10 protein-coding genes and 1 pseudogene are annotated in these 12,115 nt (G+C 59.2%); 5 read left to right on the forward strand and 6 right to left on the reverse strand.

All coding sequences use genetic code 11. The annotated features are described in order from the left end of the window. Nucleotides 1-44: 44 nt before the first annotated feature. A complete protein-coding gene (thrB, locus tag DXC79_RS07190; protein ID WP_006234874.1) occupies nt 45-926 on the reverse strand; it encodes a homoserine kinase in 882 nt (293 codons plus the stop codon). A gap of 204 nt (nt 927-1,130) precedes the next feature. Next, a complete protein-coding gene (gene thrC / locus DXC79_RS07195) occupies nt 1,131-2,648 on the reverse strand; it encodes a threonine synthase (RefSeq protein WP_117635681.1) in 1,518 nt (505 codons plus the stop codon). Nucleotides 2,649-2,752: 104 nt separating this feature from the next. On the opposite strand from thrC, the gene DXC79_RS07200 reads away from it, so the two are divergent. The 3 genes from DXC79_RS07200 (at nt 2,753) to DXC79_RS07210 (ending at nt 6,270) form a co-directional block, all read left to right on the forward strand. Beyond that, the gene (locus DXC79_RS07200; protein ID WP_055252594.1) at nt 2,753-4,141 is read left to right on the forward strand and encodes an aspartate kinase; all 1,389 of its coding nucleotides are present in this window, start codon (nt 2,753-2,755) and stop codon (nt 4,139-4,141) included. 174 nt (nt 4,142-4,315) lie between these two features. Next, a complete protein-coding gene (locus DXC79_RS07205) occupies nt 4,316-5,341 on the forward strand; it encodes an aspartate-semialdehyde dehydrogenase (protein ID WP_117635682.1) in 1,026 nt (341 codons plus the stop codon). 350 nt (nt 5,342-5,691) lie between these two features. Next, a complete protein-coding gene (locus DXC79_RS07210; protein WP_233503052.1) occupies nt 5,692-6,270 on the forward strand; it encodes a methylated-DNA--[protein]-cysteine S-methyltransferase in 579 nt (192 codons plus the stop codon). Nucleotides 6,271-6,476: 206 nt separating this feature from the next. On the opposite strand, the gene DXC79_RS07215 is transcribed toward DXC79_RS07210, so the two are convergent. The 3 genes and pseudogenes from DXC79_RS07215 to DXC79_RS07225 all read right to left on the reverse strand — a co-directional run bounded on the left by DXC79_RS07215 (nt 6,477) and on the right by DXC79_RS07225 (nt 7,860). Next, a complete protein-coding gene (locus DXC79_RS07215) occupies nt 6,477-6,671 on the reverse strand; it encodes a chloride channel protein (protein WP_117635684.1) in 195 nt (64 codons plus the stop codon). Between the two features lie 32 nt (nt 6,672-6,703). Further along, nucleotides 6,704-7,051, reverse strand: a pseudogene (locus DXC79_RS10320) (Abi family protein); the annotation flags it as partial. A gap of 170 nt (nt 7,052-7,221) precedes the next feature. Next, nucleotides 7,222-7,860 (reverse strand): GyrI-like domain-containing protein, encoded by a 639-nt coding sequence (locus DXC79_RS07225; RefSeq protein ID WP_117635685.1) that lies wholly within the window; start codon nt 7,858-7,860, stop codon nt 7,222-7,224. Between the two features lie 272 nt (nt 7,861-8,132). Here DXC79_RS07225 and DXC79_RS07230 point away from each other — a divergent pair, with 272 nt between their 5' ends. Then, nucleotides 8,133-8,834, forward strand: a complete 702-nt coding sequence (locus DXC79_RS07230) for an ABC transporter ATP-binding protein (protein WP_117635686.1) — start codon at nt 8,133-8,135, stop codon at nt 8,832-8,834. Nucleotides 8,835-8,839: 5 nt separating this feature from the next. Beyond that, nucleotides 8,840-11,605, forward strand: coding sequence for an FtsX-like permease family protein (locus DXC79_RS07235; protein ID WP_233503053.1), 2,766 nt, complete (start codon nt 8,840-8,842; stop codon nt 11,603-11,605). Nucleotides 11,606-11,721: 116 nt separating this feature from the next. Here the strand turns inward: DXC79_RS07235 and DXC79_RS07240 are convergent, their stop codons facing one another. After that, the gene (locus DXC79_RS07240) at nt 11,722-12,042 is read right to left on the reverse strand and encodes a multidrug transporter (RefSeq protein ID WP_117635687.1); all 321 of its coding nucleotides are present in this window, start codon (nt 12,040-12,042) and stop codon (nt 11,722-11,724) included. Between the last annotated feature and the right edge of the window lie 73 nt (nt 12,043-12,115).

The raw sequence follows: 12,115 nt of genomic DNA on the forward strand, positions 1-12,115 counted from the left end.
GGGGCAAAGCCCCTGGCCTCCCCGGCGAGTATACGGGACGGCGACTACAGGTATTCGATCTGGGCGCCTTCCGTGTCGCACGTCAGAATATGCGTATCACACTTGGGGAACTGCTCGCGCAGCTTGACCTGCAGGAACTTGGCTACGATGGTGTCATCGGTTACGGCCATGAGGGTTGAGCCCGAACCGCTGATCCAGATGGTCTTGGCACCGCCGTTCAGGCAGGTGTCGCGCACGGCGTTGTAATCGGGGATCAAGCGGCGACGATAGGGCTCCTGGATGCGGTCGTCATTGGCGGCGGCAATAAGGTCCAGGTCGCCGGTCTCCAGGCCGCGCGTCATGCCGGCGATGCGGCCCATTTGCCACACGGCGGTGGAGAGCGGAATCTCCTGCGGCACGACTTTGCGCGCCTCGCTCGTGTGCACCTCGTAGGGCGGAATCACGGTAATAAAACGCAAGCGATCGCTCACCTCATAGCGCAGGCACTGGGGAAGCGAATCGGTTGGCGTAAAGGAGCAGACGGCGCCGCCCAGGATAGCGGGGGCGACGTTATCGGGATGGCCTTCGACCTCGGTGGCGATGCGGACGAGCTCGGCGCGGTCGACGGTGTGGCCTGTCAGCGCGGCGGCAGCCATGATGCCAGCGACGACGCAGGTGGAGCTGGAACCCAGGCCGCGGGCGACGGGCACGTCGGTCTGAATGTCGATAGCGACGGGGAATGCCGGCTCGCCCCAGGCGGCCAGAGCATCGACAAAGCTCACATAGACCAGGTTATTCTCGTTTTGGAACTCCTCGGGGCAGCCCGTGATGGTGAGTTTGTCGGCGCGCTCGAAGGTGAAGTGCGAGTAGAGGCTGACGGCCATGCCGAGGGTGTCGTAGCCGATGCCTAGGTTGGCGCTTGTTGCTGGGACGGTGATTTTGATCATGTGAGTCCTCCTGGCGTGCCTGGCTGTTTAGTTCGCTGCTCGGGCAGTCCTGCGCAAGACGGAAAGCACATTAAGTGCTTTCCTTTGCGTGCGGAACTCGCGACGAACTAAACAACCAGGCACGCTGTGCGCGTTCGTCATCATCCCGGGGGCTATCTGATGGAAGAAGGCGCGCCGGCTTTCGCCGGCGCCTTATAAGGGGTTTTAGTTGGTAGTCATCTTTTTTGCTGCAGACTCTACGTAGTTGGCCATCTCATCGACGTCACAGACGTCTTCGAAGCGGACGGGTTTGGATTCGAGTTCGGCGAGCTGGGTCGGGGCGACCGTGTTGGTGGCCTGCTCGAGCACACGCATGGCCTCAAAGTCGTCCTCGGGAACGTCGAGGCCCAGGGCGTCGCAGCAGGCGCGCGGGAACTTGTAGGGGCTGGCGGTCGAAAGCAGCACGCGGACCTTGGCGCCCTCGGCGGGGGCGACCTGCTCAAAGACGTGATAGCCGCAAGCGGTGTGCGGGTCGATCACGTAGCCGTTGGCGTCCCAGCAGCTCTTGATGGCAGTGCGGACCTCGTCCTCGCTGGCCCAACCGCAGCCAAACACACTTTGGATCTTGGCCAGCAGCTCGGCGGGCACCTCGTAGCGGCCGGTCTGGGCAAGCTGCTCCATAAGGCCGGCAACGAGCTCGCAGTCGCCGTCGGACAGGAAGTAGAGCATACGCTCCAGGTTGGAGCTGATAAGGATGTCCATCGACGGCGAGATGGTCGTGAAGAACGGACGGTTGCGGTCGTAGACGCCGGTGGTCAGGAAGTCGGCCAGCACGTTGTTCTTGTCGCTCGCCACGACGAGCTTGGCGACGGGCAGACCCATGCGCTTGGCGTAGTAGCCGGCCAAGATATCGCCAAAGTTGCCGGTGGGCACACAGAACTCTACGGCGTCGCCAGCCTCGATAGCGGCGGCGCGCAGCAGCTGCGCATAGGCGGCAAAGTAGTAGACGACCTGCGGCACCAGGCGGCCGACGTTGATGGAGTTGGCGCTCGAAAGCACCGTGCCGGCGGCCTCCAGGCGCTCGGCCAGCTCCTTATCGGCAAAGATGCGTTTGACGGCGCTCTGGGCGTCGTCAAAGTTGCCGCGGATACCGCAGACGGCGACGTTGTCGCCCTCCTGTGTGGACATCTGCAGATTCTGGACGCGGCTGACCTTGCCCTCGGGATAAAAGACGGTAATGCCCGTGCCCGGAGCATCGGCAAAACCAGCGAGTGCGGCCTTGCCCGTGTCGCCTGACGTGGCGGTGACGATCATGATGCGCTCGGCGCCGCCTTCTTTGGCGGAGGTGCGGGCCATCAGGCGGGGGAGCATCTGCAGGGCGACGTCCTTAAAGGCGCTCGTGGGGCCGCCAAAGAGCTCCATCACATAGGTCTGAGGGGCGTCGGCGCCCGGTGCGGCATCGAGTTTGACGAGCGGCGTAACCTCTTCGCTCGCGAACGTGCCGCGGTATGCTTCGTCGACACACGCCGAAATTTCTTCGGCCGTGTAATCATTCAGTAACATTCCCAACACATCTTGAGCGATTTCAAAGTACGATTTATCTGCAAGCGAGCTGATATCGACCTGCTGGGTGCCGAGCTCGTCCGAGACAAACAAACCCCCGTCGGGAGCGATGCCAGTACGGATTGCCACCTTACTTGAGCACGATAAAGTGCGTCCTCGTGTACTATGATAAGTTCCCATATAACACTGCTCCTCGGATGCCTTGGTCCCAATCGGTGAAACCATGGTATCAGAGCGCGCAAAATAGGTTCGCAGAGGCTTTTTAGAAAGGTAACCTCCAGCCCATGATTAAGATTGCCAAGTTTGGCGGCTCGTCGGTCGCCGACGCCGAACACTTTAAGAAGATCAAGGCCATCGTCGATGCCGACCCTGCCCGCCGTTTTGTGGTGGTTTCTGCCTGCGGTCGCCGTTTTAAGGGCGACACCAAGGTGACCGACCTGCTTTACCTGGTTAACGCGCACGTTAAGTACCACGTGTCGTGCGAGGAACTGCTCGAGGACATTGGCCAGCGCTACTTTGATATCGCTGACGAGTTGGAGCTCACCTATCCCATCCGCGAAGAGTTTGCGGCCTTTGCCGAGCGTGCTCGCTCCGGTGGCTACTCCACTGAGGAGCTTGTGAGCCGCGGCGAGTACTTCACCGCTCGCCTGATGGCCGAGTACCTGGGCCTGCCGTTCCTGGACGCCGCGACGGTCGTTGCATTCCATCACGATGGTACGCTCAGCATGAACCGCACCTCCGAGCTGGTGCAGGAGTACGGTCAGCAGGGCGGCTTTGTTATGCCCGGTTTCTATGGCGCGACGCGTGAGGGTCAGATCAAGCTGCTCGATCGTGGCGGCGGCGATATTTCCGGCTCGATTCTGGCCAAGTGCCTGGGCGCCGATCTGTACGAAAACTGGACCGACGTTTCGGGCTTCTATTCTGCCGATCCGCGTATTGTGCCCGAGGCGCAGCCCATCGCCCGCGTTACCTACGAGGAGCTGCGTGAGCTTTCGTACATGGGCGCAAGCGTCCTGCACGAGGAGGCCGTGTTTCCTGTGCGTGAGGCGGGTATTCCGCTGGTCATCAAGAACACCAATGCGCCGCAGGACCCCGGCACCATCATTAGCGAGACGGCTGACGAGGGCGAGGCAGAGCCCATCATTACCGGCGTGACCGGCAAGCGCGGCTTTGTCGCCATCAATGTGGCCCGCGACCGCACCAAGCCCCGCGTCGGCTTTATGCGCCGCGCGCTTTCGGTGTTCGAGCGCTATGACGTTTCCGTTGAGCACATGCCCACCGGCGTCGATCGCTTTGGCGCCGTGGTGCAGGAGCAGGATGTGCACGATTCGCTGTACTCGCTTGTGGGCGACATTCAACAGGAAGTCGAGCCGCTCGAGATCGAGGTCGTTGAGGGTCTGGCACTTATTGCTACCGTCGGTCGTAACCTGCGCGGTCGTGCAGGTATCTCGGGCCATCTGTTTGGCATGCTCGGCCAGGCCGGCGTGAGCGTGCGCATGATTTCGCAGAGCTGTGACGAGATCAATATCATTATCGGTGTCGAGGAGAAGGACTTCGACCTGGCGATTCAGACCATTTACCGTGCCTTCTCCGACGAAAACGGCATTGTGAAGGTCTCCGATCTGGAGGCTCCTGCGCCGGTCGATCCCGCTCTGGCCGCGCTCAAAAAGTAGCGACTGTTCGGTAGATTTTTTGGGTTGTGTCTCAAAAATCTACGGCGGGGCGTTTCGTTTCGGTTTCGTTTCGGCGGGGCGGGTTTCGTGCCCGCCCCGTTCTTGTATACACTGGCAACAACAATCGGCCTGCTCGGCGTGCAGGCAAAAGCCATAACCTTTAAAGGGGGAAGCATGAAACAGTACACGGTTGCTATTTTGGGCGCGACGGGAGCCGTGGGTACCCAGATGCTCGAGTGCCTTAACGAGCAGGAGTTCCCGGTCGGCAAGCTCAAGCTGCTGGCAAGTGCACGCTCCGCGGGCAAGACCGTTGAGTTCCGCGGTGAGCAGGTTGTGATCGAAGAGGCTTGCCCCGAGGCCTTTGAGGGCTGTGACATTGTGCTTGGAGCCGCCGGCGACGACATCGCGAAGGAGCTACTGCCCGAGGCCGTCAAGCGCGGCGCCGTCGTGGTCGACAACAGCCATGCCTTCCGTATGGATCCCGAGGTACCGCTGGTCGTGCCCGAGATTAATGCCGACGACATCAAGTGGCATCATGGCCTTATCGCCAACCCCAACTGCGCGACCATCATCGGCTTGGTTCCTACGTGGCCGCTGCATCAGCTCGCTGGCGTGAAGCGCATGATCGTCTCGACGTATCAGGCGGCTTCGGGTGCCGGCGCTCCCGGTATGGCCGAGCTCGAGGCTCAGCTGGCCGCCCTGGGTCGTGGCGAGGAGATTCCCGAGCCGCGCGCGTTTGCCGCCCAGCTGGCGAGCAACCTGATTCCGCAGATTGGCGGCGTCAAGGAGGAGGGCTTTACCTCCGAGGAGATGAAGTTGCAAAACGAGGGCCGCAAGATCATGCACCTGCCCGATCTGCGCGTGAACTGCACCTGCGTGCGCGTGCCCGTGCTGCGTTCGCACTCCGAGAGCATTACGCTCGAGTTTGAGCGCGATATTACGGTCGAGGAGGTCCGTGCTGCGCTGGCTTCTGCCCCGGGCGTGAAGCTGGTCGACGACATGAGTGCCGAGGATGCGCACGACCGCTTCCCCATGCCGATGGACACCTCCGACCAGGACCTGATCTGGGTCGGTCGCGTGCGCCGCGACATCTCGAACCCCGAGGCTGCGCGCGGCATCACCTTCTGGTGCTGCGGCGACCAAATCCGTAAGGGCGCGGCAACCAACGCCGTCCAGATCGCTAAGCTGCTCTGCGAGTAGTGTGACCTGTCCGGCGGGGGCCGGGCTTGGTTTTCAGAACGTCCTCGACCATGTGTGGCGCCTTGTCCTGCTCCTTCGGAGCCGCGGACAAGGCGCCGCACTGGTCTGCGGAGTGTTCTGAAAACCAAGCCCGGCCCCCGCCTGCGGTGACGCTGCTGCGCGTGTTCCGCGATGGGGCCGTTGTTGGTTGGGGCCGCTGGGCTGATGTGGGGGCACGTGGTTGTTGCGGGCCCTGGTCCGGGCGGCGGCCTTGGCGCTTCGCGCCTGCCGCCTTGGATGACTTTGGGGTCGATTGGGGTTGTCTGCACAATTCGCGGTATTATGGTGCGGAGTTTTGAAAGGAGCCGTTGGTGGTCACGACGACGTTTGCTTCGCCTTTGGGCGAAATCCTGCTTGCCGCTGATGGCCGCGGTCTGACGGGGCTTTGGTTTGAGAGGCAGGAGCACTTTGGCTCTACACTGCTCAAAGAAGATGCGGAGCACGTTGAAGGTGCCGATGCGGTTTCTGGTACCGGTGGGATGTCTTCGGTGAGTCCGGCAAATGGTGCGGCTTCTTCGGTGCTTGAGCGTTCTTGGGCTTGGCTGAATGCCTATTTTGCGGGGCAGGAGCCTCGGTTTACGCCGCCGTTGCATATGATTGGTACGGCGTTTCAGCGCGAGGTTTGGTTTGAGCTGCTTTCAATTCCGCGTGGCGAGGTCGCTACGTATGGCGAGATCGCCCAGCGTGTTGCGGCTCGACATCGTGTGCCGGGAAATGAAGCGCCCGTTGTATCTCCTCGCGCGGTGGGGGCTGCGGTCGCTCGCAACCCTATTTCGATCATCGTGCCGTGTCATCGCGTGGTGGCAGCCGACGGATCGCTCAACGGATACGCCGGTGGACTGGATCGCAAAGAATGGCTGCTGCGGCTTGAGGGCGCGTACGAGGAGTAACGCTCGAGCACTTTGCATAGCCAAGATGCCGTGAAAGAACGGGACACGCTTTCCGAATGGAGGCTCAGACGGAAACCACGTCCCGGAATTCTGTTTTAAAGCGGGATGCGCTTTCCGAATGGCGTCCCGAGCGGAAACCGTGCCCCGGAATACAGCCTCAGAGTGGGACGCCGTTTCCGGTTGAGACCACCTGCCTGGACATCGATCTACGCCCGCTCCTGCAGGGCGTAGATGGACTTATCCATGTTGAACAGGTAAGCCACAACGCAGACAATAATGAACATCGGCAAGTTACCAAAGCCGAAGACTTCGCAGCCAATAAGGATGGGTGCGAGCAGCGTATTGGTGGCGCTGCCAAAGACGGCTGCGTAGCCCAGTGCGGCGCAGAGCTCGACGGGCATGCCGAGTTGAGCCTCGTTATGGCGACATCTGGGTAACAGAAAGGCCCGCGTTCCTCAGAGGCAAGATAGGCAATTCTGCTTCTGAGGTAGATCTCAATTCTGCCGACCGCACTGCCGACCGCATCAAACATTAACTGCCGGAGGGCTCGGTCAAATTCATACGTGTAGATGATGGTTTCGAATGTTGTGCCTTCGCGAAAGATGGTAATCCCGGACTTGCATTTGGTTTTGTAGGGAAACCAGTAGGCCGACAGTCTGTAGTGGTTGGCTTCGACCAAAGCTCGCTCGAGTTCGCTTTGATCAGAGCACTTAAGACCCTTGTTTTCTGTCAATAGTGCTATTTGTTCGTTGATGGATATCCGCGACTTCTGGTATTTCATTAAGCCTCTTGATAGAAAAAGAGCTGGAGTTGCGCATCGTTGAGAGGCTTTCCAGCTTTAGCAAAACAAACTTATAAGATGCGACGGGCCGCGTCAAGATAATTACCGGACGGCCTAGGAGGCGGCTGGTTGGCTGGCTTAAAACCTAGCGCGTGAAATGACGCCCCACGCTATTCAGCGCGCTTGATAGGATGACGAACCACAGTCTTAAGTTTCTCCGGTGCACATTTGCGTGGATCGGAGAGATAGATTTCGTGATGTAAACGGGTGTCTGAGAAGTCGGGGGCATAGCCCTGTTCGGTCGCGTATTCATGCATGGCGTCTACGGTTGTCGGCTCGCTGTCATAGGGTCCGGTATGCATGCACTGAACGCAGAGACCCTCATCAACTTTAAGCAGCTCAACAGCGGTAAAGTCTAGTTTCTTTTTGGCCGTGGCTTCAGCGACTGCCCAGTCAAAATCATCTCGGCTGACGAAATCGGGCAGGCGGATGCACGAGATAAAGTTGAAATCGTCCTTGCGTACATAATCGATGTCGCCGCTCGGGGAGTCTTGCCACCAGAAACCCTCGAGCGGCGGTACCACAAAGTCGAAATAGCCCTCGATGCTCCTTGGGCCTTTCTTCGACATCTTGACGGTATAGGCGATGCCGTAAAGTAGCGGCAGGGCGTTTTGATACTCGCCACCTTCGGTATTTGGGTCGCCCTTTCCGCGAACGGCAACGTAGTTCATAGGCGGGACAGTTACGATGCTCGGCTTGCTTGCAGGTTTGTAGAGCTCCTTGCATTCCTTCTTAAAGTCGAACGCCATGTTGGCCGCCTTTCTGCGTATTGGCCTGCTTAGATAGTTGAATCATATCATAGAAACGAACAGCTGCTCGAATTATTTGGCTGACAGATTGAGATGCGTGCGTTGTGCTTGGCGGTCGGCCTGACCCCGTCGATGATTTCTCGGCCTCCCCGGCGCCTCATCTATAGCTGCCGTTTCCCCCATATAAAACCTGCCAAAATAAACCTGTCCCTTTTTGGTAGGTGGGAAATGGGTAATACTAAAGAGTTATCCGACCAGATGGGAATTAATCGATGGCCTATATCGAATTCAAAGACGTCATCAAAGCATACGGCGAAGGCGACGCCCGCATCCACGCGCTCGACGGCGCGAGTTTTACGGTCGAGCGCGGCGAGCTCGCCATCATTCTGGGTGCTTCGGGCGCCGGCAAGACCACGGCCCTCAACATTCTGGGCGGCATGGACACGGCGACCTCCGGCACTGTGACGGTGGACGGGCGCGACGTGAGCTCCGCGAACGAGGCGCAGCTCGTGGAATACCGCCGCGCCGACGTCGGCTTTGTCTTCCAGTTCTACAATTTGGTCCCCAACTTGACGGCGCTCGAAAACGTCGAGCTCGCGGCGCAAATCTGCCCCGATTCGCTCGATGCCGAACAGACGCTTCGCCAGGTCGGCCTGGGTGAGCGCCTCGCCAACTTTCCGGCGCAGCTTTCGGGCGGCGAGCAGCAGCGCGTGTCCATCGCCCGCGCACTGGCCAAGAATCCCAAGCTGCTTCTGTGCGACGAGCCCACGGGCGCGCTCGACTACAAAACCGGCAAGCAGATCTTGCAGCTGCTACAGGACACCTGTCGCAAGCAGGGCATTACGGTCATTATCATCACCCACAACTCCGCGCTGGCGCCCATGGCAGATCGCCTGATTCGCTTTAAGAGCGGGCGCGTGGAGAGCGAGACGGTCCAACAAAATCCCGTGCCGATCGAGACGATCGAGTGGTAGCGCCCATGGACCAGGACCGCCAAAACAGCCAGCGCCGCGACGCGCAGAACACGGAGCGCGAGCAGGATTTTACGACCTACCGCACCGCCCAAAGCTCAAACGATATGGTGCCGACGGTTTTTCGCCGTGGCATCTACCGTACAATCCGAGGCAGTCTTAAGCGCTTCTTGTCCATCGTGGTCATCACCGCGCTCGGTGTGAGCGTGATGTGCGGCCTTAAGGCGGGCTGCGAGGACCTGTGTGATTCGGTTGACGCTTACTTTGACCAGCAGAATGTCTATGACATTAACGTGCAGTCGACCTATGGTCTGACCGATGACGATCTTGCTGCGATCCAAGAGGTCGATGGCGTCGAGACGGCCGAGGGCATCTATACCGAGACCGCCTATACCGCCGTGGGTACGACGCGCGAGCGTGTCGTCGTACAGAGCCTCTCCAAAGAGAATATTGACCAACCGGTGCTAGTACGCGGCGAGCTGCCCGAGACTTCGGGCGAAGTGGCAGTGACCTCACGTTTTTTGAAGGCTTCGGGCAAAAAGCTCGGCGATACCGTGAGTTTTGCCGCCAATGACGCGAGCTCGTCCAACCAAAGTGCCAAGGATCAATTTGCCGATGGGGACTACACCATCACGGCCGAGGTTCTCGATCCTACCGACGTGAGCTCCGACTCGACCGTCAACGCCTTTCGTGCTGCTTCGACTGCGGACTACAAGTTCTACGTGAGCGAGGATGCCGCGACGTCGTCGTCCTACTCCGCGGTCCATGTGATCGTCCAGGGAGCTAAGAGCCTCAACTCCTATTCGGATGCCTACGCGGCAAAGATCAATGAGGTCAAGGGCAATATCGAGAAGATCCGCGAGGAGCGTGAGAAGGCGCGCGCTCAGGAGCTGACAGTCGACACGCCGGCAAGCTTGGATGCGGCCGAGCGCCAGGCGAATATGCTCTTTGGGATTGAGCAGGACAACATCAATCGCATGGCCCAGGGCAGCGAGGAACGCGTCCAGGCTCAGGCCGACCTGGATCAGCGCCGCGCCGCCGCCGACCAGCAGTTTGCCGATGCCCGCGCCGAGCTTTCCGATTTGGGTGAATGCACGTGGTACATCCAGGACCGCGACAATATCGCAAGCTACTCAAGCGTGGAGAGCGATAGCTCGTCAATTGAGGCTATTGCGACGGTGTTCCCGTTCATCTTCTTTATCGTCGCCGTGCTCATCAGCCTCACCACCGCCACGCGTATGGTCGAGGAGGAGCGCACGCTCATTGGCCTGTACAAGGCGCTCGGCTACTCGCGCGAGCGCATCCTGTCCAAATACGTGGACTATGCGCTGTGGGCGTGCCTGATTGGCGGCGTGCTCGGCAATATCATCGGCTTTGTGGGCCTGCCGCTGTTCCTGTTTACGGTGTTCGACGACATGTACTCGCTGCCCCAGATGCTGCTTTCGTACGACATCGTGTCCTCGATCGTCTCGGTGGCGCTGTTTGCCGTGGGCGTGGTGGGCGCCACAATTATCGCCTGCCGCCACGAGATGGCCGAGACCCCGGCCTCGCTCATGCGCCCCAAGGCCCCGCGCGCCGGCTCGCGCATCCTACTTGAGCGCATCGGCTTCATCTGGCGCCGCATGGGCTTTTTGAACAAGGTGGCTGCGCGCAACCTGTTCCGTTACAAAAAGCGTGCCTTTATGACCATCTTTGGCATCGCGGGTTGCACCGCGCTTGTGATCTGCGGTATGGGTATTCGCGATACGTCGGTGGCGCTTTCGCCCAAACAGTACGGGCATATCACGCGTTATGACTTGCTGGCGGTCGCCAACCCCGATGACTTTACGCAGACGTGCGCGGCGTTGGATGAGCGCAGCGCGGCCAATGATTCCAACGTGACCGTGACTTCGACGCTGCCGATTATGACCGACAACGTCACCTTTACGTTTGGCGGCAAGAGCGAGACCGTGCAGCTGATCGTGGTGCCCGATGACCGCACGAACGACCTGGACGACTATGTGCGCCTCGAGGACGAGTCCAAAGAGCCGCTGTCTTTGCGTGACGGAGACGTGTATCTGAGTAAGAGTTCACAGCTGGTGCTGGGGATTCAGCCGGGCGATACGGCATACGTCCAGGATTCGTCGCTCAATGTTGCCAAGGTCAAAGTCAGTGACATTTCGCTTAACTATCTTGGCAACACGCTTTACATGACGCAGGGCACCTATGAGCGCGCGTTCGGTCGAAGCGCACGCCTCAACGGCGTCTTTGTGCTGCTTAAGGGCTCGTCGGCCGACCAGATTGCGTTTAGCAAGAAGCTTAAGAGCGACGGTTGGCTCACCATCTCGAGCACGGCCGAACATTGGCAGAACTACGAGGCGAACTTTGCGATCATCAATTCGGTCGTGGTGCTCGTGACTTTTATGGCGGCATGCCTGTCGTTTGTGGTGGTGTTTACGCTGTCCAACACGAATATCTCCGAGCGCGAACGCGAGCTGGCGACCATCAAGGTGCTGGGCTTCCGCCGTGGCGAGGTGCACCATTACGTCAACAAGGAGACGTTGATCCTCACGGCAATTGGCGCCGCGCTGGGCGTGCCACTGGGCGGCTTGCTGGCCGAGAGTTTTACGTACATTTTGCAGATGCCGTCGCTGTACTTTGACGTCGAAGTCGAGCCGCTAAGCTACGTGCTCGCCGTGGTGCTTTCCTTTGGCTTTACGTTTATCGTCAACCTAGCCACCAATCGTACCCTCAACAAGATCGACATGGTCGGCGCCCTCAAGAGCGCCGAGTGACCTGCCAAAAAGGGACAGGTTTATTTTGGCAGGTTTTATCTGCGCAAACGCCGGACAACCATTAGGTGGCCCGGCGTTTGCCCCGTTTTGCTGGGGATGTCTGTCGTTCAGTGCTCTTACTGGCCAATCCAGTGTTGCGCATAGCTCTTAATGTCCTCGGTAAAACCGTCAAGGTCGTCAAGGGTGATCACGCTGTCGATAAGCAAATTGGCTATCTCGCGGTGCATTGTGCTGCGGCGAATGTCGTTTGCAATTACGCCTGAGGACAGCTTGTCTCTATTGAGGCGCTCTTCTAGTGCCCAAAATCTACTGGACGCTTCACTGTCGCCGTTCAGTATCTCAACATACTGGCCGATGAGCTTTTCCATATAACGTTCTTGCCATTGAGGAAGCATTTTCTTAAACAGCTTCCAGTCGCTTTCGGCTACGTCGCGCATATGTCCTCCGCTCGTTAAACGGGCTTTTCCATTTGCCTTTCATTCTATTTGGTTTTCGCTCACAGGCGTGGAT

The organism is Collinsella sp. TF08-11AT (assembly GCF_003437035.1).
Classification (GTDB): domain Bacteria; phylum Actinomycetota; class Coriobacteriia; order Coriobacteriales; family Coriobacteriaceae; genus Collinsella.

Bases quoted from the DNA above. Each gene is read 5' to 3' on its own strand.
- DXC79_RS07215 (WP_117635684.1), bottom strand. From the start codon at position 6,671: ATGCCCGTCGAGCTCTGCGCCGCACTGGGCTACGCAGCCGTCTTTGGC.
- thrB (WP_006234874.1), bottom strand. From the start codon at position 926: ATGATCAAAATCACCGTCCCAGCAACAAGCGCCAACCTAGGCATCGGC.
- DXC79_RS07225 (WP_117635685.1), bottom strand. From the start codon at position 7,860: ATGGCGTTCGACTTTAAGAAGGAATGCAAGGAGCTCTACAAACCTGCA.
- DXC79_RS07240 (WP_117635687.1), bottom strand. From the start codon at position 12,042: ATGCGCGACGTAGCCGAAAGCGACTGGAAGCTGTTTAAGAAAATGCTT.
- thrC (WP_117635681.1), bottom strand. From the start codon at position 2,648: ATGGGAACTTATCATAGTACACGAGGACGCACTTTATCGTGCTCAAGT.
- DXC79_RS07230 (WP_117635686.1), top strand. From the start codon at position 8,133: ATGGCCTATATCGAATTCAAAGACGTCATCAAAGCATACGGCGAAGGC.
- DXC79_RS07200 (WP_055252594.1), top strand. From the start codon at position 2,753: ATGATTAAGATTGCCAAGTTTGGCGGCTCGTCGGTCGCCGACGCCGAA.
- DXC79_RS07235 (WP_233503053.1), top strand. From the start codon at position 8,840: ATGGACCAGGACCGCCAAAACAGCCAGCGCCGCGACGCGCAGAACACG.
- DXC79_RS07205 (WP_117635682.1), top strand. From the start codon at position 4,316: ATGAAACAGTACACGGTTGCTATTTTGGGCGCGACGGGAGCCGTGGGT.